22 protein-coding genes and 1 other RNA gene are annotated in these 21,572 nt (G+C 64.0%); 8 read left to right on the forward strand and 15 right to left on the reverse strand.

Features of this window, described 5'->3' with window-relative positions; all coding sequences use genetic code 11:
* The first annotated feature begins 46 nt into the window (after positions 1–46).
* Genes serB through DSM104635_RS13570 form a run of 3 tightly spaced genes read left to right on the forward strand, consistent with a single transcriptional unit; the run spans position 47 to position 2,360 of the window.
* Complete coding sequence (gene serB / locus DSM104635_RS13560) at positions 47–940, forward strand: phosphoserine phosphatase SerB (protein ID WP_158766717.1); 894 nt, start codon at positions 47–49, stop codon at positions 938–940.
* Positions 937–1,719, forward strand: a complete 783-nt coding sequence (locus tag DSM104635_RS13565; protein WP_158766718.1) for a hypothetical protein — start codon at positions 937–939, stop codon at positions 1,717–1,719. The genes serB and DSM104635_RS13565 overlap by 4 nt, the downstream gene beginning before the upstream one ends.
* Positions 1,716–2,360: an HAD family hydrolase gene (locus DSM104635_RS13570; RefSeq protein ID WP_158766719.1), complete on the forward strand. Its 645-nt coding sequence runs from the start codon at positions 1,716–1,718 to the stop codon at positions 2,358–2,360. The genes DSM104635_RS13565 and DSM104635_RS13570 overlap by 4 nt, the downstream gene beginning before the upstream one ends.
* On the opposite strand, the gene DSM104635_RS13575 is transcribed toward DSM104635_RS13570, so the two are convergent.
* From DSM104635_RS13575 to hflK, 3 genes are all read right to left on the reverse strand, one after another.
* Complete coding sequence (locus DSM104635_RS13575) at positions 2,357–3,730, reverse strand: Do family serine endopeptidase (RefSeq protein WP_228445691.1); 1,374 nt, start codon at positions 3,728–3,730, stop codon at positions 2,357–2,359. The genes DSM104635_RS13570 and DSM104635_RS13575 overlap by 4 nt on opposite strands.
* Before the next feature lie 101 nt (positions 3,731–3,831).
* On the reverse strand, positions 3,832–4,686 hold the full coding sequence (gene hflC / locus DSM104635_RS13580; protein WP_228445692.1) for a protease modulator HflC: 855 nt from the start codon (positions 4,684–4,686) through the stop codon (positions 3,832–3,834).
* Complete coding sequence (gene hflK, locus DSM104635_RS13585) at positions 4,683–5,804, reverse strand: FtsH protease activity modulator HflK (protein WP_228445693.1); 1,122 nt, start codon at positions 5,802–5,804, stop codon at positions 4,683–4,685. Before hflK ends, hflC begins: the two co-directional genes overlap by 4 nt.
* 119 nt (positions 5,805–5,923) lie before the next feature.
* Between hflK and DSM104635_RS13590 the strand changes: the two genes are divergently transcribed.
* Positions 5,924–7,000 carry an Mrp/NBP35 family ATP-binding protein gene (locus tag DSM104635_RS13590; protein ID WP_158766722.1) on the forward strand — a complete coding sequence of 359 codons (1,077 nt, stop codon included), beginning with the start codon at positions 5,924–5,926 and terminating at the stop codon, positions 6,998–7,000.
* Here the strand turns inward: DSM104635_RS13590 and DSM104635_RS13595 are convergent.
* Positions 6,997–8,127 carry a serine hydrolase domain-containing protein gene (locus tag DSM104635_RS13595; RefSeq protein WP_158766723.1) on the reverse strand — a complete coding sequence of 377 codons (1,131 nt, stop codon included), beginning with the start codon at positions 8,125–8,127 and terminating at the stop codon, positions 6,997–6,999. The two genes, DSM104635_RS13590 and DSM104635_RS13595, sit on opposite strands and share 4 nt — an antisense overlap.
* Positions 8,127–9,401, reverse strand: a complete 1,275-nt coding sequence (locus tag DSM104635_RS13600) for a cytochrome P450 (protein ID WP_158766724.1) — start codon at positions 9,399–9,401, stop codon at positions 8,127–8,129. The genes DSM104635_RS13595 and DSM104635_RS13600 overlap by 1 nt, the downstream gene beginning before the upstream one ends.
* A gap of 210 nt (positions 9,402–9,611) precedes the next feature.
* Here DSM104635_RS13600 and cysK point away from each other — a divergent pair, with 210 nt between their 5' ends.
* A complete protein-coding gene (gene cysK / locus DSM104635_RS13605; protein WP_158766725.1) occupies positions 9,612–11,060 on the forward strand; it encodes a cysteine synthase A in 1,449 nt (482 codons plus the stop codon).
* Between the two features lie 69 nt (positions 11,061–11,129).
* On the opposite strand, the gene DSM104635_RS13610 is transcribed toward cysK, so the two are convergent.
* The 6 genes from DSM104635_RS13610 to DSM104635_RS13635 all read right to left on the reverse strand — a co-directional run bounded on the left by DSM104635_RS13610 (position 11,130) and on the right by DSM104635_RS13635 (position 16,521).
* Positions 11,130–11,678: an NADPH-dependent FMN reductase gene (locus DSM104635_RS13610; protein WP_158766726.1), complete on the reverse strand. Its 549-nt coding sequence runs from the start codon at positions 11,676–11,678 to the stop codon at positions 11,130–11,132.
* Positions 11,679–13,091 carry a pyruvate kinase gene (gene pyk / locus DSM104635_RS13615; RefSeq protein ID WP_158766727.1) on the reverse strand — a complete coding sequence of 471 codons (1,413 nt, stop codon included), beginning with the start codon at positions 13,089–13,091 and terminating at the stop codon, positions 11,679–11,681.
* Positions 13,092–13,178: 87 nt separating this feature from the next.
* A complete protein-coding gene (locus DSM104635_RS13620) occupies positions 13,179–13,811 on the reverse strand; it encodes a glutathione S-transferase family protein (protein ID WP_158766728.1) in 633 nt (210 codons plus the stop codon).
* 136 nt (positions 13,812–13,947) lie between these two features.
* A complete protein-coding gene (locus DSM104635_RS13625) occupies positions 13,948–14,859 on the reverse strand; it encodes an SMP-30/gluconolactonase/LRE family protein (RefSeq protein ID WP_158766729.1) in 912 nt (303 codons plus the stop codon).
* A gap of 37 nt (positions 14,860–14,896) precedes the next feature.
* On the reverse strand, positions 14,897–15,538 hold the full coding sequence (locus DSM104635_RS13630; protein WP_158766730.1) for a lysophospholipid acyltransferase family protein: 642 nt from the start codon (positions 15,536–15,538) through the stop codon (positions 14,897–14,899).
* Positions 15,538–16,521, reverse strand: a complete 984-nt coding sequence (locus tag DSM104635_RS13635) for a phosphatidate cytidylyltransferase (protein WP_158766731.1) — start codon at positions 16,519–16,521, stop codon at positions 15,538–15,540. The genes DSM104635_RS13630 and DSM104635_RS13635 overlap by 1 nt, the downstream gene beginning before the upstream one ends.
* A gap of 39 nt (positions 16,522–16,560) precedes the next feature.
* On the opposite strand from DSM104635_RS13635, the gene DSM104635_RS13640 reads away from it, so the two are divergent.
* From DSM104635_RS13640 to DSM104635_RS13650, 3 genes are all read left to right on the forward strand, one after another.
* Positions 16,561–16,995, forward strand: a complete 435-nt coding sequence (locus DSM104635_RS13640; protein WP_158766732.1) for a hypothetical protein — start codon at positions 16,561–16,563, stop codon at positions 16,993–16,995.
* Entirely contained in the window at positions 16,985–17,689 is a 705-nt protein-coding gene (locus tag DSM104635_RS13645; protein WP_158766733.1) for a CDP-alcohol phosphatidyltransferase family protein, read from the forward strand. The genes DSM104635_RS13640 and DSM104635_RS13645 overlap by 11 nt, the downstream gene beginning before the upstream one ends.
* Positions 17,690–17,796: 107 nt before the next feature.
* The gene (locus tag DSM104635_RS13650; protein WP_158766734.1) at positions 17,797–18,180 is read left to right on the forward strand and encodes a VOC family protein; all 384 of its coding nucleotides are present in this window, start codon (positions 17,797–17,799) and stop codon (positions 18,178–18,180) included.
* Positions 18,181–18,228: 48 nt separating this feature from the next.
* Here DSM104635_RS13650 and DSM104635_RS13655 read toward each other — a convergent pair whose 3' ends face one another.
* From DSM104635_RS13655 to DSM104635_RS13670, 4 genes are all read right to left on the reverse strand, one after another.
* On the reverse strand, positions 18,229–18,729 hold the full coding sequence (locus DSM104635_RS13655; RefSeq protein WP_228445694.1) for an SspB family protein: 501 nt from the start codon (positions 18,727–18,729) through the stop codon (positions 18,229–18,231).
* Positions 18,730–19,071: 342 nt separating this feature from the next.
* Positions 19,072–20,175, reverse strand: coding sequence for a hypothetical protein (locus DSM104635_RS13660; protein ID WP_158766735.1), 1,104 nt, complete (start codon positions 20,173–20,175; stop codon positions 19,072–19,074).
* 122 nt (positions 20,176–20,297) lie between these two features.
* Positions 20,298–20,653, reverse strand: a transfer-messenger RNA (tmRNA) gene (gene ssrA / locus DSM104635_RS13665).
* Positions 20,647–21,459, reverse strand: coding sequence for a CmcJ/NvfI family oxidoreductase (locus DSM104635_RS13670; RefSeq protein WP_158766736.1), 813 nt, complete (start codon positions 21,457–21,459; stop codon positions 20,647–20,649). Before DSM104635_RS13670 ends, ssrA begins: the two co-directional genes overlap by 7 nt.
* Between the last annotated feature and the right edge of the window lie 113 nt (positions 21,460–21,572).

The following is a 21,572-nucleotide window of genomic DNA, read 5'->3' on the forward strand; positions in this document are numbered from 1 at the left end:
TTGTGCAGTAGCGCAACCGGGCGGGCTGACCTAGAGGGGGACTTGAATGACCGCCCACGCCCTCGTTTTCGTCGCCTCGCCGGAGGACAAGCCGGCCTACCGCGAAGCGCTGCTAATGCTGGGGCGCGTGGCGCTGAACCGCAAGCTGCCGCCGCCGGATGTGCTGTCCGGCTGGGAGAGCGCGCAGTGGATCTATGAAAGCGTCGATGGCGAGTTGCGCCAGGAGGCTGCCGCTGCGGTGGCGGAGATGCCGATCGATTGGGCGCTCGTGCCTGTCGAGGGACGGCGCAAGAAACTCCTCGTCGCCGACATGGATTCGACCATCATTAACGTCGAATGCCTGGATGAGCTGGCGGATTTCGCCGGCATCAAGGCGGAGATCGCGGCCATCACCGAACGCGCCATGCGTGGCGAGCTGGAGTTCGAACCGGCGCTGCGCGAGCGCGTGGGGAAGCTGAAGGGCTTGGCATTGGATGCGCTGCGGAAGACGTATGACGAGCGTGTGCGGTTGAACCCGGGCGCGGCGACGTTGGTGAAGACGATGGCCGCGCACGGTGCACGCTGCGTGCTGGTGTCGGGTGGGTTCACGTTCTTTACCTCGCGCGTGGCTAAGGACGCGGGCTTTCACGCCGATCGCGCCAACGTGCTGCTCGACGACGGCGCGGCGCTGACGGGTGCGGTGCAAGAGCCAATCCTGGGGCGTGCTGCGAAGCTCGAGGCGTTGAGCAGCGAAGCGAGCGCGGTTGGCGTTGGCGAAAGCGATGCGCTCGCGATCGGGGACGGCGCCAACGATCTCGACATGATCAAAGCGGCGGGCCTGGGCGTCGCCTATCGCGCCAAGCCGCTGGTTGCGGCGGAAGCGGACGCGAAGATCAGCTATATGAGTTTGGAGGCGGCGCTGTTCTTCCAGGGCTATCGGCGGGCGGAGTTTGCAGCATGAGAATGATGGTGTTGGCCGGGCTGTTGGCGCTGGCTGCGTGTCAGGACGCCACGGTTGGCGGAAGCGGCGCAACGGCCGCGCAGAGCGCCCCGCCACAGCTGGCGCCGATTGCGCTGCCGCAGACCGACGGCGCGGGAAACCGACTGGAAGCGCTGTCGCAGCTGGGTGACGGCGCCGTGTATTGCGTCGGCGCTGAGGACTGGTGCGTCGCTGCAACGAGCGAAACATCGGTCTCAGTGGCCCAGAATGCGGGTGCGCAGATTGCGTTGCCTGCGCGCGGTGTGATGTGGCCGAACATCATCGTGTCGCAAGGCTCGGCCATCGTCGGCGTGATCGAGACCGAGACGCAGAGTTACTCGGGCGGTGGCGGCAGCGCGGAGCACCTGGTTCTGTTCAAGGTCGCAGACGGCGGCGCGACCGAAATCGCGCGCCTGCCCTATTCAGGCAGCATCATGATCCGCGCTTGCTTCTCCGAAGAGAACACCGCGGCGCGTGCCGAGGCGTGTCACGATCAGTACGAGTTCGTGAGCCGCGTTCGGTTGGATGACACGGTGACGAGCGGCGCGCCGCAGATCGTGTTGGAGACGGCGGCGGCGACTTATCCTGGGCGCGTCACGCGGCAGGGGGATTCGCTGGAGCGGCCGGCGCTGACACCCGCCGATCTGATTTGGGCGACAGACGAAATGTGCTCGTTCCGCCGCACTTATCATGCGACGGCGTCGGGCCCATATCTGCCGGACACCGAACTCCCAGCCTGCACGGATTATCTCGAACCTTGAATCTACCGCGTAAGCCCAAAGCCGTCGTTTTCGATCTCGACGGCACGCTGATCGATTCCGAAGCGCTGGTAAAGGAAGCGCACTTCGCCGCCTGCGCTCAAATGGGCGTGGCGATGAGCGAAACGCAATTCCTGGCGCTGGTCGGCATGCACCGCGAGGCCAACGATCTGCAGCTGAAGACCTATTACGGCGATGATTTCCCGCTTGAGGATTTCATCGGCCGCACGCGCGCGCACATCGGCGACCGTGTCGCGCCGCTGAAGGCGGGCGCAGTGGAGTTGATGGATGCGCTGGATGAGCTTGCGCTGCCGTTCGGCTTGGCGACGTCGTCGCGGCGGCCGTGGGTGGAGAAACATTTCGCGGCGCATGGGCTGACGGATCGCTTTCGCGCTGTTGTGACGCGGCAGGATTGCGTGGAAGGCAAACCGCATCCGGAGCCGTATCTGAATGCAGCACGTCTGCTGGGCGCCGCTCCGATGGATGTGCTGGCGCTTGAAGATTCTCACGCCGGCGTCGCGTCTGCGCATGCTGCTCGGTGCATGACGGTGATGGTGCCGGACTTGCTTGCGCCAAGTGACCTCCAGCGCACGCAAGCGTTCGTGGTGATGTCGTTGCATGATGTGGAAGCGTTGCTGCGCTAGCTCCGCGCCCGTAAGCGCCGGAACGTGCGCTGGCCTTCGCGGTTGATGCGGACGACCACGGCGTGTTCGCCGACCGCGGCCTCCCCCGCGATGGCGCGGGCAGTGATCATGGTGTCGGTTTTCTGGAAACCGATCTGCTCGATGACGTCACCGGGGCGGAGCACGTTTTCGTTGGCGCTGTCGATATCGATCGAGAGCACAACCAGACCTTCGACATCCGGCTCGATTTGGAATTCTTCGCGTAGGCTTGGATCAAGCTCGGAGAGCGCGACGCCGAAGATGCGACCGCCGCGCGGGCCGCCGTCACGGCGCGGTTCGTTGCTTTCCTCGCCACTGGCGGCGCGAGAGGCCCCTTCGGCTTCTTCCAGGCGCTCGATGGTGGCGGTGAGCGTCATGCGCCGGCCATCGCGCACGATTTCGAGTGGCGCTGACGTTCCCACCTGCGCTTCGCCGACCATGCGCGTGAGCGAGCGGCTGTCAGTGACGTCGCGGTTGTTGAACTTCAGCACGATGTCGCCCGGACGCAGGCCAGCACTTGCGGCCGGGCCATCGGGCGTCACGCGCGTGACGACAGCCCCACCATCGCCGCGATAGCCGGCGCGTTCAGCCGCGGCTGAGTTCAAATTAGCGAGGCGAACGCCCAGCCAGCCGCGCCGGATCTCGCCGTAGCGCAGGATCTGATCGACGACGGGGCGGACAATCGACGTCGGCGTCGCAAAGCCAACACCGACGCTGCCGCCAGTCGGCGAGACGATCGCGGTGTTGACGCCGATGACTTCACCATCGGTGTTGAAGAGCGGCCCACCCGAGTTACCGCGATTGATGGCGGCGTCGGTCTGGATGAAATCGTCGTACCGGCCGGCGTCGATGTTGCGATTGCGGGCGCTGACGACGCCCACGCTGAGCGAGCCGCCGAGGCCGAATGGGTTGCCGATGGCGAGCACGATGTCCCCTACGCGCGCGGTGTCGCTATCAGCCATTTGCACGTAGGGCAGCGGATTGCGGACGTTCATGCGCAGCACCGCGATATCCGTCGCGGGATCGCGGCCGACGACGGTGGCTTCGAAGCGCTGGCCGTTTTGCAGGATGACTTCGATGGCGTCGGCGGCTTCGATGACGTGGTTGTTGGTGACGACGACGCCGTCAGCCGAAATGATGAAGCCCGAGCCCAGCGAGGTGACTTGCGCGGCGCCATCGGAGTTCAGCCGCTCCATCGGCGAACCGGGCGGGAAACGGGGCAGATCGTCGACGCCTTCGACGCGTTGGCTCGTTGCGATGTTGACCACGGCCGGCGAGAGCCGGTCGTTCAGGTCCGCGAAGCCCTCCGCCAGCAGGCGCGATTGCGCCAACGCTGGGGCGGCGATCGTCATGATTGCGAGGGCGGATAGAAGCGAGCGCATGAGTCGGGAGCGTAGCGAGCGGCTAAGTTCCTGCAATCCGGCTCCGCATTAAAAGCGCCAGCTTTCGCGCCTCAGTTCCCGCCTCTCCGCCGCTGCATATAGCGGAAGAAGTCGCTGTCCGGCGGCACCACGATCGGCGTGTTGGCGTCAATCGCGGTGTCGTAGGCGCGCATGGAGCGGTAGAACGCGGCGAATTCTGCATCGCGGCCATAGGCTTGCGCGAAGATGCGGGCGCGTTCGCCTTCGCCCTCACCGCGGAGCCGTTCGTTTTCCTGCCGCGCGGTGGCGAGAATGATCTGGGCGTCGCGTGCGCCTTCGGCGCGGATGCGGCCGGCGACTTGTTGACGCTCCGAGCGCATGCGTTCGTAGACGCGCTCCGTGTTCTCGGAAGGCAGGTCGGCCTGACGGATGCGAACATCGACCACGCGCACGCCGAGTTCAGTGGCGGCGGACCGGTTGAGATCGTCTTCGATGGCTTGCATCAGAGCGGCGCGGCGGCCGGAGATGATCTGATCCGACGTCGCGGCGCCGAGCACGCGGCGCATGGCGGACTCGGTGAACACCTTGAGACGCTCTTCGCCGCCGTCTTCGGTCAGCGCGCTTTGGTAGAAGCGGCGCGGATCGGTGATGCGCCAGCGCACCACGGCGTCGACGATCAAGCGCTCCTGATCGGACGGGACGATCGACTGGCCTTCGAGGATCAGGCCGATGTTGCGCTTGTCATACATGATGACGGTGTCGAAGAATGGGATTTTGAAATAGAGCCCGGGCTCGCTGGAGCCTGGTTCGTTGATCGAGGCGGTGTAGGCGCCGAAACGCAGCACGATCGCTTGGCGATCCTGGCGGACGATGAACACCGAATTCAAAAGGATGACGAGCGCGACGAACGCGACGCCCAGCACCAGCGGCAGATTGCGCGGCATCATTGGGCGTCTCCCGTCGTCGCGTTGCGGCGGATCATGCCGTCGAGCGGTAGGTACGGCACCGCGCCGCCACGCTGATCGAGGATGATCAGATTGCCGCGCTGGTACACGCGCTCCATGGTTTCGAGATAGAGCCGGTCGCGCGTCACTTGCGGCGCGGCGCGGTATTCGGCGTAAACCGCGTTGAAGCGCTGGGCTTCACCGGTGGCTTCGCGCACGGTTTGCTCTTTGTAGCCCTGTGCTTGGTTGACGATCGTCGCGGTTTCACGGTTGGCGTTGTTGATGGCGGTCTCGGCGTCTTGGCGCGCGTTGACGACATCGTTGAACGCTTCAATCACAGCTGACGGCGCGGCGGCGCGCAGCAGTTCGACCTGAAGCACCTGGACGCCGGTTTCGTACTCATCGAGCACTTGCTGCATCAGCTGCTCGACGGCGAGTTCGACGGCGCCGCGGTCTGTGGTGATGATCGGTTCGAGGTTGCGGCCGCCGATCACTTCGCGCATCGCGCTTTCGGCGATCTGGCGCACCGCGCCGGGTTCATCGTCGCGGCTGATCGGATCGCGGACGTTATAAACGAAGTCGCTAACGTCTTTGATGTTGTAATAGATGCGGAAGTGAATCTCGACGATGTTGCGATCGCCGGTGATCATCAAGCTTTCTTCCGGATTGTCCGAAATGGTTTCGCCGCGTGCGGTGAAGCCGATGCCTTCGACGCGCTGGCCGGTGACATTGATCACTTGGCTCGCCTCGAGCGGGTTCGGCATGCGGACGTGAACGCCTGGGCCGACAGTGCGATTGTAGACGCCCAAACGGCTGACAACCGCGCGTTCGCCTTCGTCAACGGCGTAGACGCCGGTCAGCAGCCAGCCGACAGCGATAACGCCAACGATGATCGGCCACGAAATCGGGCTGCGACCTCCGCCGGTTTTGCCGCCACCGCTTCCGCTGCCCATGCCGAAGCGTTCGCGCCACTGGCGCAGCATGTCTTCCAGGTCAGGGCCGCCGCCTTGCGGCTGTTGCGGCTGACGTGGCGGTTGGCCCCACGGACGGCGCGGACCACCGCCCCACGGGCCTTGGCCGCCACCACCCTGGTTGCCGCCTGACTGATCATTCCAAGGCATCAGAAAATCTGTCCCCGCCCGTTCTGGTGGTTTCGCGCGCGCCGTTCTGGCGGCCATGCTGGATGCTTGTGCTGCACCCGTGCGCGCCGATATGTGGCCACTGTGCTAAAGGATCAAGCATGAACAACCGGTTGGCGGCCCTCAAAGAACGTGTCGAACAGCGTCTCGATGCGATCGATGACCCTGTAACTGGCAAGGGTTTGTTCACGTCTGGCCGCGTTTTGGGCTTCGACGTGAAGGATGGCGGCAAGGTCTCGTTCACCATTGAAGCGCCGGCGGATGCACCGGAACGCTACATTTCCGTGCGCGATCGCGCCGAAGCGGAGGCGCGCGCGGTGCCGGGCGTGACCAGTGTGATTGCGGTACTCACGGCGCATGAAGCGAAGGCTTCGCATGCTGGCGGCGTTGCGCGCGTTAAGCACATTATCGCTGTGGCGAGCGCCAAGGGTGGCGTGGGAAAATCAACTGTCGCGGTCAATCTCGCGTGCGCGTTCGCGTCGTTGGGGATGAAGACGGGGCTGCTGGATCTCGATGTTTACGGCCCGTCGGCGCCGACTTTGTTGGGAACCGGCGCGCGCAAACCGGCGATGCTCGAGGGCAAAATTCTGGAGCCGCTGGAGGCACATGGGCTGAAGACCATGTCGATCGGCTATCTGGTCGAAGCGTCGTCAGCAATGATCTGGCGCGGCGCGATGGCGACCAGCGCGGTGCGGCAGATGATCGACGAAGTCGCCTGGGGCGATCTCGATGTGCTGCTGCTCGATCTGCCGCCAGGCACCGGAGACGTGCAGCTGACGCTGCTGCAGCGCGTGCCGCTGGCGGGCGCGGTGATTGTCTCGACGCCACAAGAGATGGCGCTGGCGGATGTGCGGCGCGGGCTGGCGATGTTCGAGAAAACGCACGCGCCGATCCTCGGCATCGTCGAGAACATGGCGTACTTCGAAACACCGGATGGAACGCGCACGCACATTTTCGGCGAAGGCGGCGCGCGGCGCACGGCTGGGCAAGCTGGCGTGCCGTTCCTGGGTGAAATCCCGATCGATGTGGCGCTGCGCGAAAGCTGCGACGCCGGCACGCCGCTGACGGCGGCAAAGCCGAAGCATCCGGTGAGCAGGCGCTTCCGCGAGATCGCGGAAGCAGCATTCGGCAACGTGGCGCGGCTGAACAAGCCAGCGCCGGCGATCCGCGTGATCTAGCCGGGATTGTACTCCCACCACCACGGCATGTTGGTGTCGCCGAGAACGAAACGCACCAGCTCGGGATAGATCAGCTCCGCGCGAACGCTGTTGGCGAGCAGCACGACGCAACGGCGGCGCGTCTGCTGGCAGACGATTTGATTGCCGGTCCAATCGTTGTGGCCGCCTTTGAAGAACATGGGGTCGCTCGCGTCGCTGAACGTGACGAGGCCGACACCGGCGGAGAGATTAATTTCGGTGTTGCGTGGGTCGGTCCAATCCAACAGCGTCGGAAACTGATGCGCTGAGCGGATGGCAAGCTGTGGCCGCGTGAGTTCAGCGCGCAGGGCCGCTGACAATCCCTCGCCACTGACGATGCCCGCCCACATCCGCGCCTGATCGGCAATCGTCGTGTCCATGGAACCCGCGGCGCTGGCGCGGGAGCGTTCGTCGTGCGGTTCGAAGCTTCCATCCAGCGCGTAGCCATCGGCGAGATTGGCGGCAAACGCCGGGCGCCATTGCATGTCGGTGTTGGTCATGCCGAAACGATCGAACACGCGACGTTGCATCTCGGCGCGGACATCGAGCCCCAGCCCCTCCTCCAGCACGAGTTGCAGGATGTAGAAACCCTCGCCCGAATAGCCGTAACGCTCGCCCGGCGCCCAATGGAAGCGCAGCTTCTCGTCCTCCTCCAGCCATCGAAAGTTCGCAAAGCCCGTGGCGTGGTTGAGGATGATGCGCGGCGTGAGCTGGCGCCAACGCTCATCGCTGGCGAGATCGGCGTAGTCTTCGTACTCAGGCAACGGACGCGGCAGATATTCGGCAATCGAGCGATCAAGATCGAGCCGGCCTTCGTCGACGAACTGCAAAACCATGTAGGCGAACGCCGTCTTGGTGAGGGAGGCGCCATACATGATGGTGTCGGTCTGAAGCGGCAGGTTGCGCTCGACGTTGCGCTGGCCGAAGGCGGCGACGTGCACGATGACGCCATTATCAATCACGGCGATCGCCATGCCCTTCACGTCTTGGCTCGCCATCAACCGCTGCGCCTCGGCGTCAATCGCGGCGGCGGAGGGTAGCGGCGGTGCGGCGTTCGTTGAGGCGCAGGCGGCGAGCGCCAGGGCGGCGGCGAGGACAAGAGAGCGCATCAATTCAACTCAAAGGCTATGGGCAGGCTCTTCAGCCCGCTGACGAAGAAGCTCTCGCTCAAGCGCGGCTCACCGGCAAGGCTGACGCTCTTTAGTTTTGGGATCAGTTCTTCGTAGAGGATGCGCATCTCCAGCCGCGCCAAATGTTGGCCCAAGCACAGGTGTGCGCCGTTGCCGAAGGCGAGCTGGCGGTTCGGTTTGCGGTCGATGTCGAACGTATCGGGATTTGGGAAGACCTCCTCGTCGCGATTGCCGGATGCGTAGCAGAGCATCAGCCAATCGTTCTCTTTGATTTGGCGACCGCGCAATTCAGTATCAGCGCTGGCGGAGCGCATGAAGGTTTTCACCGGCGTCGCCCAGCGGATGCTTTCTTCGACCAGCGCCGGCACCAGGGAAAGATCGGCGCGGACCCGGTCGAGCAAGCCCGGCACGGTGGCGAGCGCCCACATCGCGGCGGCGGCGGTGGAGGACGTGGTGTCGTGGCCGGCGGTGGCGATGATGGTGTAGTAGCCGGTGCGTTCGAATGGCGGCAGCGGCGCGCCGTCGATCTCGGCATTGGCGAGCAGCGTTGCTAGATCGTCTCGCGGATTGGCGCGGCGATCGGCGGTGATGGTCTCGAAATAATCAGTGAAGTCCTGCACCACGCCGATCAGCAGCTGCGCGAATTGCTCATCGCTCAGCGCCGCTTTGAAGCGCTCGGTGTCCGGATCGGAGGCGCCGAACAATTCCTGCGTCAGCCGCAGCATGCGGCCAAAATCCGCCTCCGGCACGCCCAGGATGTTCATCACCACGCGCAGCGGATAGTGCAGCGCGACATCCTTCACGAAGTCGCATTCGCCGGGCAGCGCGGCGAAGTGATCGACGGCCTGCCGCGCCAGCGCGCGGATGTCGTCCTCGCGCTTCTTCACGTTGGCCGGCATGAACCACGCTTGCGTCAGAAGCCGGTACTTCATGTGATCCGGCTCATCCATCTGCACCAGCGAGCGCACCAAGTGCGGCGTGCCGGTGATGGCGCGGGCGCGCGCTTCGCCGGACTGGCTGGTCAGCGTCGTCCCGCGCACAGCGCTCGGGTAAAGCGCGTTGTTGCGGCTAATCTCCAAAATGTCAGCGTGCTTGGTGACGACCCAGAACGGATCGAAGCCCTCGACCTCGGCCACGCCTAGCGGATTGTTGGCGCGCAGCCAGCGATAGGTATCAAACAGTTCGCCCGATGCGTATACCGACGACGTGACGAGCTTTTCCGCGAGGTCGGCAGGCAATGTGACGTTGGTCATCGGCGCTCCGGAGCTTTGGCGCGATGTGTACGCAAAGCTGAACCGCCCGCAACTGCGCGTCACGGCAACTTGCGGCGGCTCGGACAAGAATAGCGGCGGCTCGGCGATCGGTTCCACCGCCCGCCGTGCTAAGAGAGGTGGCGTTATCGCCCGCGAAGATTGGCAGTTTCGCCTCCGGGCGGCGACGACACGACATGCTAGAGGCGACCCATGAAATACGACAGCATTCTCGAAACAGTCGGCAACACGCCGATCGTGAAACTCAGCAGCATCGCCCCTGCGCACGTCTCGCTTTACGCCAAGGTCGAGGCATTCAATCCGATGGGCTCGGTGAAGGATCGCCTTGCGCTCGCGGTGATCGAGGACGCCGAGCGGCGCGGCGCGCTAAAGCCGGGCCAGACCGTCATCGAAGCCACCAGCGGCAACACCGGCATCGGGCTGGCCATGGTGTGCGCGAGGAAAGGCTACCCGCTCGTCATCGTCATGGCGGAGAATTTCTCGATCGAGCGGCGGCGCCTGATGCGCTTTCTCGGCGCCAAGGTGGTGCTGACACCGGCGGCGGACAAAGGCAGCGGCATGTTGGCGAAGGCAATTGAGCTGGCTGAGACGCACGGTTGGTTCCTCACCCGTCAGTTCGAGAATGAAGCCAACGCGGATGTGCACTCGCGCACGACGGCGCAGGAAATCTTGCGCGATTTCGAAGGCGAGCGGCTAGACTATTGGGTGAGTTCTTACGGCACGGGCGGCACGGTGAAAGGTGTGGCGCGCGTGTTGAAGGAGAAGCGGCCGGAGACGAAGATCGTCGTCACCGAGCCGGACAATTCTCAGGTGCTAGGCACGGGGCTGCCGGACCGCTTTCGCCCGCACCCGGTGCAAGGCACGTCGCCCGACTTCATCCCGAAGCTGACGGCGGACGCCAAGAGCGCGGGATATATCGACCAAGTGCTGCCGGTGAATGGCGGCGATGCGTTGCGACGCGCGCGCGAACTGGCAGTGCGCGAAGGGATTTTCGTCGGCATTTCCGCGGGCGCGGCAGTCGCCGCCGCGCTGAAGATTGCCGAGACGGCGCCGAGAGGCTCCACCATCCTGGCGATGCTGCCGGATACCGGCGAGCGCTATCTCTCAACGCCGCTGTTTGATGACGTGGCTGTCGACATGACGGCAGAAGAGGAAGCGATCTCGAAATCGTCTCCGTCGAACCGGTTCGACATCCGCCCCGCGCCCGCGCCTGCTGCGGCAACGGCGCCCGCCGCGGCTGTGGACGCGGAAGCGGCGGCGTTCGTCGATAAGCTGATCCGCGAAGAACCGGCGCTGCTGTTTGCGCTGGAATGGTGCGAGTTCTGCTGGGCGACGCGGAAGCTCTTCAAGGCGCACGCCGTCCCCTATCGCTCGATCGATCTGGATTCGGTGGCGATGCAGGAGAACGATTGGGGCGGGCGCGTGCGGCGTGCGGTCGGCGCGCGCGTCGGCGGGCCGACGATTCCGCAAGTGTTCATCGGCGGCGAACTGATCGGCGGCAATGCCGAGATGTTCGAGGCGGCGCGGAACGGAGAGCTGGAGCGGCTCGTGCGCGCGGCAGGCGTGACATTCGATGCGGAGGCGAAGGTCGATTACGGTTCGCTGCTGCCGAAGTGGCTGAAGCAGAAAAGCGCGGCCTAATATGGACCGCCGGCGCCCTCGCCGGCATCTACCGGTCCTGGCCGGCGAGGGCGCCGGCGGTCCATATTTTCATTTCAGCCGCAGCACCCAAGCCTTCAGCGCTTCGAGGTATTTACCCAGATATTCCGCCGTCTTGGCGTCGGTGAGATTGCCGGCGGCGTCGAATTTCTCGTGAGCGCGGAAGACCAGGATTTCCGGCTGCGTCATCGCGATGCAATCGACGAATTCGAACGTTTGACGCAGCTGGCTTTGGCCGCGCGCTGTGCCGGTTTGCGTGACCGACGCGCCGATGATGCCGACAGGCTTGCTCTTGAGCACCTGCGGCTTGCGCGACGCCCAATCGATGGCGTTCTTGGTGACGGCGGGAACGCCATGATTGTATTCCGGCGTCACCATCAGGACGCCGTCAGCAACGCGGATGGCGTCCTTGAACGCGGCGACCGCCGGCGGATCGCCTTGCGCCTCGACGTCGGCATTGAAGAGCGGGATGTCGATCAGATCGAACGCTTCGATCCTCATCCCTTCCGGCACCCGTTCTTGCGCCGCGCGAAGCAGAGCGCGGTTCAGCGACGCTTTGCGTAAGCTGCCGGCGAATCCGAGAATTTTGAGGTCGGCCATCTACTCTAACCTCAGCACGCGGATCGTATTCGTCTTACCCGCTCGCCCGAACGGTATCCCCGCGATGATGGCGACGCGGTCGCCGACTTCGGCGACGCCAAGTTTGCGGACGGCGGCGTCGGCCTTTTCGACCATTTCTTCAACGTTATGCACGTCGTCCGTCACCATGGAGCGCACGCCCCAGACCAGCGCGAGCTTGCGCGCCGTTTCGATGAAGGGCGTTAGACCGATGACGCCGCAGCGCGGGCGCTCGCGGGCGACGCGGATGGCGGATGAACCGGTGGCGGTGTAGGCGACGATCGTCTTGCAGCCGATGACATCGGCGATGTGGCGCGCCGAGAGCGCGATGGCGTCGGCGGTGGTGTCCTGCGGCGGGGTCATATCGCGCGGCAGCGAGGCCCAGTACTCTTCGTCGTCCTCCACGGCGCGGATGATGCGGTCCATGATGGCGACGGCGCTTTGCGGATGGCGGCCCACGGCGCTTTCGGCGGAAAGCATCACGGCGTCGGCGCCCTGATACACGGCGGTGGCGACATCGGACGCTTCGGCGCGCGTTGGCGTCGCGGCTTCGACCATGCTTTCCAGCATGTGCGTCGCCACGATCACCGGTTTGCCGGCGGCGCGGGCGGTGCGGATGATTTTGCGCTGCGCGATCGGTACTTGCTCGGGCGGGAGTTCGACGCCCAGATCGCCGCGCGCGACCATGACAGCGTCGGCGGCCTCGACAATCGCTTCGATCTGCTGAAGGGCCGATGGCTTTTCGATCTTGGCGATGACGCCGGCGCGATCCTTGATCAGCGCTTTGGCCTCGTGGACGTCCTCCGGGTGCTGCACGAACGAAAGCGCGATGTAGTCGACGCCAAGGTCGAGCGCGTAGGCCAGATCTTCGCGGTCCTTGTCCGTCAGCGCGCTGATCGGAATCCGGCGCGTGGGCACGTTGACGCCCTTCTGGTTCTTCAGCACGCCGCCGAAATCGACGCGCGCCTTCACCTGCGTGCGGCCGCGCTCGATGATGGTGAGCTGCATCTTGCCGTCGTCGAGCTTGAGGATATCGCCCTCCTCCAACGCATCGACCAACTCGGCGTGCGGCAGGCGGATGAGGCCTTGCTGGCCCGTTTCGGTGGAGGCCTCGAGCGTGACGGTTTCGTTGAACTTGAGCTTGATCTCACCGCCCTCGAACGAGCCGACGCGGATCTTTGGCCCCTGCAAATCGGCGAACACGCCGACAGCGGCGCCGGCATGCGCTTCAGCGGCACGGATCGACGCCATGCGGCGGGCGTGATCGTCTTTGCTGCCGTGGCTGAAGTTCAGCCGAAAGCAATCGACGCCCGCTTGGATGAGCATAGCCAACCGCTCCGGCGGATCGCTGGCCGGCCCCATCGTGGCGACGATCTTACAATCGCGTGCGCGCATGCGTTCTCCTGATGGCGGAGATGTTCAGTGCGTTGCGGGGAAAGGCAAGAGCTTAGCCTCCCCCTCGATGGAGGAGGCGCCGCGAGCTTACGCGCCCATTTTGTACGGCCCACCCTTCTCCAGCGCCTTTTGGTAGGCCGGCCGCCCTTGTTGCAGTTTTCTGACGCGCACCATGTTGGGGAAGCGATCCAGACCACCACGATTGTTACCGGCGTCGAGCACGAAGCTCATCTGAATGTCAGCTGCGGTGAAGCGGTCGGCGGCGAAGTAGTCGCGGCCTTCCAGATGCGCGTTGACGAAGCTGAAATGGTTGTCGATCTCCGGATCGACGCGCATCTGCATCAACGGCGCGCCCGCCTCGCCGAGCAAACTCACATAAAGCTTCAACAACAGCGGCAACATGGCCGAGCCTTCAGCGAATTGCAGCCAGTAGAGATAGTCGAACCGCGCCGCATCGCTGGCCGAGACGGCGAGCTTGCCGCCGGCTTCGTGCTCAGCGAAATATTCGATGATCGCGCCGCTTTCGGCGAACACTTTGCCATCGCGCTCGATGACGGGCGACTTGCCGAGCGGATGAATCGCCTTCAGCTCAGGCGGCGCGAGGCGCGTTTGCGGATTGCGTGCGTATCGCTTCACTTCGTAGTCGAGGCCAAGTTCTTCCAGCAGCCAGAGAACACGTTGCGAGCGGGATTCTTCGAGGTGGTGGACTACGATTGTCATGACATGCTCCGAGCTCTCGAAAAACCTAACTCGTCATTCCAGGGCTCAGCGAAGCTGAGAGCCCGGAACCCAGGGGCAACCAGCACGTCGTTTGCCCCTAGGTTCCGGATCGCGCTCCGCGCGTCCGGAATGACGACTAGTAAGGTGCAAAGTTCAACTTCAATCCCGGTTCCGGCCAGCGGACCTTTACCAGCTGACCCGTCCCGGACAGCGTGATGTATGCGTCGCGCATATCGGCGCCGCCGAAAGCAATATTGGTGACAAGCGGATCGGGCAGCGCGGTGTGGGTGGAGACGCCGTCCGGCGTGATCGTGGTGATGCCACCGTTCAGGATCGTGGCGACGCAAACGTCACCGTTGGCCTGCACCGCAAGGCTGTCGAAATAGCAATACGTCGTCTGCGTGGCGACGACGCGGCCCGGCGGGCCTAGCGGCGAACGAGCCACTTCGCCTTCGCCAGTGATATCGAACGCGAACAAACGCGCCGTTTCGGTTTCGGCAGCGTAGACCACGTTTTCATCGGGCGAGAGGCCGACGCCGTTGAGGCCGACATAGCCGTACGCCGCTTCCTTGATCAGCGAGCCGTTGGGCTTGGCGTAGTAGAGCCCGCCGCGATCGGTAGAGCGCGCATAGTTCTTGCCGAGGTCCGTGAACCAGATGTTCCCCGCCTTATCGAACACCAGATCGTTCGGGCCCGAGAGCTTGTTGTCGTCCACCTTGTCGTAGATGCGCTCGACTTTGCCGGTGCCGAGATCGACGCGCTCGATGCGGCCGGTGGTGTAGTCTTCGGCGGCGGTGGTCGGGATCGTGAAGCCGCCGGCCTCGTGATAGCGGAAGCCGCCATTGTTGGTGATGTAGACAGCGCCATCGGGGCCGAACGCCGCACCATTGGGGCCGCCGCCGATTTGCGCGATGACTTCCGCACGGTCACGCCACACGCGTGTCAGCGTTTTGCGTTTGATCTCGACCAGGATGACGCTGCCGTCGGGCATCACGATGGGTCCTTCAGGAAACTGAAGGCCGGTGGCGATGATTTCGATGTCGCTCATGGTCGCGAGCTAACCATTCTCGCCCGCGCGCCGCCAGTCATTTCCAACGCAGCGGCGGCGCTTGCGCTTTCAGCGCTTCGATGCGTGCGCGCAATTCGTCGACGAAGCCGTGGTGCGAGCCGTTCCATGTCAGCGGATCGCCAACGACGGCCGTGGTGTTGAACGGCACGAGCAACTTGGCGTCCTTCGGCAGCGAACGTCCGGCGCCTTGGAGATAGACGGGCGTGACGGTCGCTTGCGGACAGAACTCCACGAGCCGCGCCACGCCAGTCTTGAAGCGCGTCATTTCCTCCGGCTCACCGCGCGAACCTTCGGGAAACACAACCAGAATTTCACCGCGCGTCAGCGCTTCCTTGGCGCCCAGCAACACGTCCTCCGTGCGCGAGGCGCCGCCGCGTTTGATCGGGATGATGCCTATGATGTTACGGGAGAACCAAGAGCCGAAGCCGCCTTTATCGAAGTGATCCGCCGCGGCCACCGGTCGAAGCTTCGGCAGCAGCTTCGATGGAAACAGGCAAAGCATGACGATGGTATCGACGTGGCTGTTGTGGTTGGCGGCGACGATGGCGGGGCCGTCCTTGGGCAACTTGTCCTTGCCGATGACGTCGAGCCCGAACAACAGCCGCGCCAGCGGGCGGACCACCAGCATCAGTCCGTAACGGCGGATCGTCTGCAGCATCAGAAGCGCTCGATGGCGAAATACGCGAGCAAGTGGAAATAGACCGGCGCGGCAAATGTGAGGCTATCGAGCCGATCCAGCACGCCGCCGTGACCCGGGATAAGCCGCGACGTATCCTTGACGCCGAGATCGCGCTTCACTGCACTCATGGTGATGTCGCCGAAGAAGCCCGCCATCGGCATGATCACGCCCATAATCGCCGCGTGCGTGGGCGTGAGCGGCGTGAAGTATGGCGCGAGCACGTAGAACACGACGGCCGTCGTCAGCCAGCCGCCAATGGCGCCTTCCCAAGTTTTGTTCGGCGAGACGGTCGGTGTGATCTTGGTTTTGCCGAAGGCTTTGCCCCAGCAATATTGTGCGACGTCGTTCAGCTGCGTGATGAAGATGAGGAAGAAGACCAGCCCTGCCCCGCCCGCAGGCGCCTCGGCGTCCGGCACGCGCATCAGGAACGCGATGTATCCGATATTGTAGACGCAAACAACCATGCCCCAGTGCACGATGCCGACGGTCGCGAGATAGCCCTCGGTGCGGCCGATCCAAGCCATGGCGGCGGCGGCGATCAGGAAGCCGTAAACCGGAATGAAAACGAGATAGACTTGGTAGCTGTCCTCAAAGGTCGTGGTCGCAAAGATGAGCCCGTAATTGACGAACACCGAGAGATACGCGAGCAACACGATCAGCCGGTCTTCCTTCCGCGTCGGCGCCAGCGTGAGATATTCCTTGAGCGCGAGAAACGAGATCAGCGCGAACAGAATGGCGGTGGCCTGCCAGCCCAGCACCAGCGCGCCGGCGACCAGGATGACGATGATCCACCACGATTGCATGCGCGGCGCGAGGTCGGTCCACTTGCCCGGCTGCATGCGCGGCAGGATCAGCGCGGCGATGCTGCCTAAGACGAGCAGTGCGAGGACGACGGCGAAGCCGAACAGAAGCGGCAAGACGCCAGGCGCAACGACGACGAGGGAAGTGGTGTTCGAAAACATGAGACGTCGCCCATGTCGCCGTAACGGAGAGCCACGTCAATGAGTGCGCTTCAATCGCTGCGCCAATGGCTGGCGACCAGCACGGTTGCGCATGTCGGCTTCGGCTTTCTCGCCATGGGCGCCTGGGCGGTGTTTGCGAACCGCGATCACAGCCTGCCCCAAATGCTGCTCGCCGGGCTCGTACAAGGCACGATCTCGGGCTTGCTGACGTTGTTTCTGAAAAAGGGCCTCGAGCGAATGAACGCGATGTTCTTCCGCGCACCGCAATCCGACGAGCGCCAAGGCCGCGCCATCGCCGCCTTGATCGTGCCGCCGGCGATCACAGCGACCGCGATCCTCGCCATTCTCGTCACGGCGCACACGTTGGCCGGCACGCCGGAAATCTTCGCCACCATCGCCGTCCCGTTCACGGTGTCGACGAGCTACGCCATCATCTACAATCTCGGCCTCTGGAGACGCGCGCATGGTCGTTGAAGAGAACCGCCGCCCGATCTCGCAGCGCGAACGCGGCTGGGCCAAATGGCTGGCACGCGTGCTTGTGAAGAGCGGCGCATCGCCGAACTTCATCTCCTTCAGCAGCATCGTGTTCGCGGCATTGGCAGGCTTGTGCTTCTACGCCATCGGCATCGCAACCAGCGCGGGCGATCGCGTGATGCTGTGCCTGGGCGCCGCCCTCTTCTGCCAGTTGCGACTGCTCGCCAACATGATGGACGGCATGGTCGCGGTGGAAGCCGGCAAGGGCGGACCGGATGGGCCGGTTTGGAATGAGTTACCGGATCGCTTCGCGGATATCTTCATCTTGGTCGGCGCTGGCTACGGTGTAACCGCGCTCGGTTTGGCGGACGCTTCGCTCGGCTGGGCTGCGGCGGTGGCGGCGGTGATGACGGCATATGCGCGCGAAGTCGCACGCGGGGCCGGCGCGCCGGCGGATTTTTCCGGGCCGATGGCGAAACCTCACCGCATGTTCTGGATGACGATGGCGGCGCTGCTCACGATCTTCGACCGCCAGATCGGTGGCGCATTGATCGAAGCGGCGTTCACCGGTGATCGCGGCGCCGATGGCGAGGGCGCGTTCATTCTGCTTGCGCTTTGGCTGGTCGTGGTTGGCGCGACCGTCACCGCTCTCAACCGTACGCGGCGGGCGCTTGCGTTCCTCAATCGGAAGTGAACCTGGCGAGCAACGCGCGCGTCCCGCGCAGGGTAGTCCGGCCTCGTACGCGCCCTACGTCGCCTGTGTCGGCCTCATTGCATGCCGTGACTTGAAGGGGCGCCAACATGGAAACGCAACACGTCAACGTTCGCTACATGGTCAGCGACGTTCAGCAATCGGTGGACTGGTACACGAAACATTTAGGGTTCAGCCTGCTCTCCAACGCGGCGCCCGCATTTGCCGACGTCGAGCGCGGCGCGCTCCGGGTCTTGCTCAGTGGGGAGAAAAGCTCGGCAGGGCGCCCTATGCCGGATGGCGCGCGGCCCACGCCCGGCGGCTGGAACCGCTTCGAACTGGTTGTCGAAGACATCGACGCGGAAGTCGAAAAGCTGCGCGCGTCGGGGCTCAAGTTCCGAAACGACATCGTTCGCGGACCTGGTGGCGCGCAAATCCTGCTCGAGGATCCATCCGGCAACGTGATCGAGCTGTTTGAACCCAAGAAACACTAAGGGCGGCGGAGTGATCCGCCGCCCTTGGTTTCTCGAAGAGGCTCGCGCTCACTTCTTCCGGAACGCATCCAGACTGACGACAGAGTTGCCATCAGCGACCGGCGGGCCCGCGTCTTGCGCCGTTGCTTGAGCTTGCGCAGCCGGATGGCCCGTATCATCGCCCGACGCCATGCGCGCTTCGTCCGCGACGTGGTGCTGTTCGAACTGCAGCCCGAACTTCACGCTCGGATCGAAGAAGCGCGTGATCGCCGTCAGCGGAATGGTGATCGGCTGCGGCTGACCGGAGAATTTCAGGATGACGCGGAAGCGATCGCTGTAGACTTCGAGATCCCAAAACTGATGCTCGAGCACGATCGTCATTTCATCGGGATAGCGCGCGCGCAGATGATCCGGGATGATCACACCCTGTCCATGGGTACGAAACGTAATGTAGAAATGATGCTTGCCCGGCAAACCGCGCGGGTTCGCTGCTTCTTGAAGCGCGGCGCGAACCACGCTGCGAAGCGCGTCCTGCATCAGATTCTCGTACCCAATCATGTCGTCGGCCACGGCCGCCCCTCCTTGGCTCTTGTCCACACCCTTACCGGCTCGTTTCGGCCAGTCAATTGCTGATCCATGAGGCGCGAAATCATCAATCTTTCCAACGTCGCTTGGCGAACGCACAACCGCGCGCACAAGTTCGCCCCGCGCGTGCAAGCGCCGCGCCGCGATGCAGCGCGTCTTCGCGCACGACGCGAGCAAACACGGAACTGACTCGCCAACTAACTGCGCCACAACGGAAAATCGGCGAAGAGTTCGCGCACGCGGCGCCTCAATCCTCTGTGACAAGGGTGCGTGCGAGGTCACAGATGGTGGTTGTCGCGGCGACTCACCCGCTAAACGCGTCGCATCCTATCGCCCGGCGATCCTCAGGCCTGTTGCATCCGGTAACGCCGCTGACGCCGCCCAACCGCCGCCTATGCGGCCTTCGCCGCCTTCGGACACCACGAACACAATCTCATTGGCGCCGCGCCGCAAAGGAATGTGCAGCGCGTCGTACCAACCAACGGTGCCGAGAAACCGGTAATCACGGCTGTTCTGGCTATCGTCGCCAGCGTAGAGCAACGCGCCGTTGACATAGATGCGGACGCGGTCGCTGAAGCCGAACCGCATTTCGACCGACCGTTGACGATCCGACTGCACGGTTAGCCGCGCCATCGCGGCGGTGGTTTCCTGGGCATGGACTGCGACGCGTGCGAGATTGAGGACGCCGTTGCTCTCGACCTGCAGCGCCGTCCAGTTGACGGCGCTCAAGCGATTGCCGGCCGCCGCGGCAAAAGCATCGGCCTCGGCCATCGCGGCGCTGACACGCCACGTCCGGACCAGCCCCTGCGGCAGTTCTGGCGGCGTCTCGGGAGGCGCGGCCGCCGGGTTGCCTGGCGTGATATCGATGTTAGCGAAATAGGCGCCGCCCAGGCTGCCGCGGATCATGAAATACCCCGCGACCGGTTCGCGCTTCAGATCTCCGACGATCAGGACGGGCTCGTCAGACCCGAGGAAGATGCGCGCGGAATCTGCCGCGACCTCCATGCGAACGTGGAACCACGCATTGATCGGCAGCCGCGTCCGGGCGTTGTATTGCGAGTAGATCTGCCAGCCCGTCATGCCATTCATCACGGGCGTGTACTGCATTGTGTCCGGATTGCCGTTTTGGTGCGGACGGAAATAGAAATGCTCGTAATTGAAGTCGTCGACGCCACGAAAATAAACGCCAGGAAAGCTCTGGGCGTTGCTCGGCACCGCCATGTCGAACTCGATCACGCCGGTTTCGAAGTTCGCGTCGCCGAGCTTGGCGATGGCGCCGGTCAGATGCAGCGCCCGTTGCCCCTGAAACTCGACGACCTCCGCTTCCGCGCCCGCCAGCTCCCAACGCGGATCGTCCACCGCAACCGGCGCAGCGTACGCTTGTCCACAGACAAACGCGGCAACGACGGAGGCGCCTACGATAAACTTCATGTTGCAATCCCTCGCTGGCCAGGGACGACGGTTGCCACCAAAGGCGACAGCGGAATGCGATGAACGCGCCGCTCCCGCCGCCGAGCGGCACTCAAGTTTTCTTGAAGCAGGTGCGAGGAAGAAATCCCCGGCTTCTGTTGCCGGGCGCCGGGGGACCCCGCCTGAGGATGCTACTCGTCAGGACTTAGTGCGAGAACACTCGCGCTGCTTACGCAGCGAGGGCGAACTCTTCAGCGTTGTTGTCATTCGCAACTATGCTGTTTGGCCTGTGACGGGACCACCCGAGCAAAAGCAACAGCCGTCAACGTCCGTCGATCCTATTTCGGCCCCATACAATCCCCGAATGAGGGATGAAACTGGTGGAGCCGCCGGGCATCGCACCCGGGTCCGATCCGCCTATCTCTGCGCGTTTATCGCCATAGTCCGGGCAAGCCCGAACGAGTCGAATATAGGCGAGCCGTTCCCGCGCGCCTAGTCGAAGAAGGCGATGGTCCGGAACTCGATACTTTCGCGCGGCGGCGCGTTGGCGGGCGTGAGCGGACTTTCGAAGGCGGTGTGGGGCGTGAATTGGGCGCGGGACGCGTCGCTATCGTAGCATTTGATCAGCAGCGCCTCGTTGAGCTGCATGTTGGGATAATACCACCAGCGTTGCTCGGGCGATTGCACCAGCCCGTAAATCTCGCCGCGACGATCGGGATAGACGATGTCGGTCGAAATTAGGTGCTCGGGGCGCATTGTACGCGCGTCCGCGATCGCCAGCGGCCAGTCCTGCGCTGCATGCCGGATCGGGCGCCACACGTTGATCAGCGCGAAACGCTTGCCCAGCAGAACATCCGCTTCATCCGCCAACAAATCGCGCACACGCTGCGGCGCGGAGCGTTCGGTGTAGTCGTTGTGGACACGGGTGGAGGGCTGGCGCACCGCGTCCGGCGAACGGCGGCGCAAGGTGTGATCAAACACCACGACGCGGCTCGCGCCTGTGACGCTCCGAACCAGCGCGGCCGCTTCATCGCGAGCGAGCCCGCCAGCCTGCGCTTCGTCGCTGAAATCGCGGACGCGGGAGCGGTGTGGAACGAGTTCGAAGCCTTCGGCGTCGAGATCGGCGGCAATGGTGCGCGCGTCACGGATGGTCACGCGCCGGGGCGCATAGACGGCGGTCACCGTGCCTTCGCCGGCGCCGTAAGTGAATTCCACCACTGGCTTGCCGTCCTTTGGCGGCTCCAGGAAGAGCATCGAGCCTTCCACGGTGGCGTCGCGCGGGCGCTCCAGAACTTCGACGGACATGGCCTGATCTCCTTGGCTTCGCCGAGGAATCTATGCGCGGCCTGCGTGCAGTCCGACCGATAAGGGCTCACGCGGACTGTGAGCCCTTCTCACAACAGTGGTCATTTCGCGTC

The organism is Terricaulis silvestris (genome assembly GCF_009792355.1).
GTDB classification, from domain to species: domain Bacteria; phylum Pseudomonadota; class Alphaproteobacteria; order Caulobacterales; family Aquidulcibacteraceae; genus Vitreimonas; species Vitreimonas silvestris.

Bases quoted from the DNA above. Each gene is read 5' to 3' on its own strand.
- serB (WP_158766717.1), top strand. From the start codon at position 47: ATGACCGCCCACGCCCTCGTTTTCGTCGCCTCGCCGGAGGACAAGCCG.
- DSM104635_RS13565 (WP_158766718.1), top strand. From the start codon at position 937: ATGAGAATGATGGTGTTGGCCGGGCTGTTGGCGCTGGCTGCGTGTCAG.
- DSM104635_RS13575 (WP_228445691.1), bottom strand. From the start codon at position 3,730: ATGACGATCGCCGCCCCAGCGTTGGCGCAATCGCGCCTGCTGGCGGAG.
- hflC (WP_228445692.1), bottom strand. From the start codon at position 4,686: ATGATGCCGCGCAATCTGCCGCTGGTGCTGGGCGTCGCGTTCGTCGCG.
- hflK (WP_228445693.1), bottom strand. From the start codon at position 5,804: ATGCCTTGGAATGATCAGTCAGGCGGCAACCAGGGTGGTGGCGGCCAA.
- DSM104635_RS13590 (WP_158766722.1), top strand. From the start codon at position 5,924: ATGAACAACCGGTTGGCGGCCCTCAAAGAACGTGTCGAACAGCGTCTC.
- DSM104635_RS13595 (WP_158766723.1), bottom strand. From the start codon at position 8,127: ATGCGCTCTCTTGTCCTCGCCGCCGCCCTGGCGCTCGCCGCCTGCGCC.
- DSM104635_RS13600 (WP_158766724.1), bottom strand. From the start codon at position 9,401: ATGACCAACGTCACATTGCCTGCCGACCTCGCGGAAAAGCTCGTCACG.
- cysK (WP_158766725.1), top strand. From the start codon at position 9,612: ATGAAATACGACAGCATTCTCGAAACAGTCGGCAACACGCCGATCGTG.
- DSM104635_RS13610 (WP_158766726.1), bottom strand. From the start codon at position 11,678: ATGGCCGACCTCAAAATTCTCGGATTCGCCGGCAGCTTACGCAAAGCG.
- pyk (WP_158766727.1), bottom strand. From the start codon at position 13,091: ATGCGCGCACGCGATTGTAAGATCGTCGCCACGATGGGGCCGGCCAGC.
- DSM104635_RS13620 (WP_158766728.1), bottom strand. From the start codon at position 13,811: ATGACAATCGTAGTCCACCACCTCGAAGAATCCCGCTCGCAACGTGTT.
- DSM104635_RS13625 (WP_158766729.1), bottom strand. From the start codon at position 14,859: ATGAGCGACATCGAAATCATCGCCACCGGCCTTCAGTTTCCTGAAGGA.
- DSM104635_RS13630 (WP_158766730.1), bottom strand. From the start codon at position 15,538: ATGCTGCAGACGATCCGCCGTTACGGACTGATGCTGGTGGTCCGCCCG.
- DSM104635_RS13635 (WP_158766731.1), bottom strand. From the start codon at position 16,521: ATGTTTTCGAACACCACTTCCCTCGTCGTCGTTGCGCCTGGCGTCTTG.
- DSM104635_RS13640 (WP_158766732.1), top strand. From the start codon at position 16,561: ATGAGTGCGCTTCAATCGCTGCGCCAATGGCTGGCGACCAGCACGGTT.
- DSM104635_RS13645 (WP_158766733.1), top strand. From the start codon at position 16,985: ATGGTCGTTGAAGAGAACCGCCGCCCGATCTCGCAGCGCGAACGCGGC.
- DSM104635_RS13650 (WP_158766734.1), top strand. From the start codon at position 17,797: ATGGAAACGCAACACGTCAACGTTCGCTACATGGTCAGCGACGTTCAG.
- DSM104635_RS13660 (WP_158766735.1), bottom strand. From the start codon at position 20,175: ATGAAGTTTATCGTAGGCGCCTCCGTCGTTGCCGCGTTTGTCTGTGGA.
- DSM104635_RS13670 (WP_158766736.1), bottom strand. From the start codon at position 21,459: ATGTCCGTCGAAGTTCTGGAGCGCCCGCGCGACGCCACCGTGGAAGGC.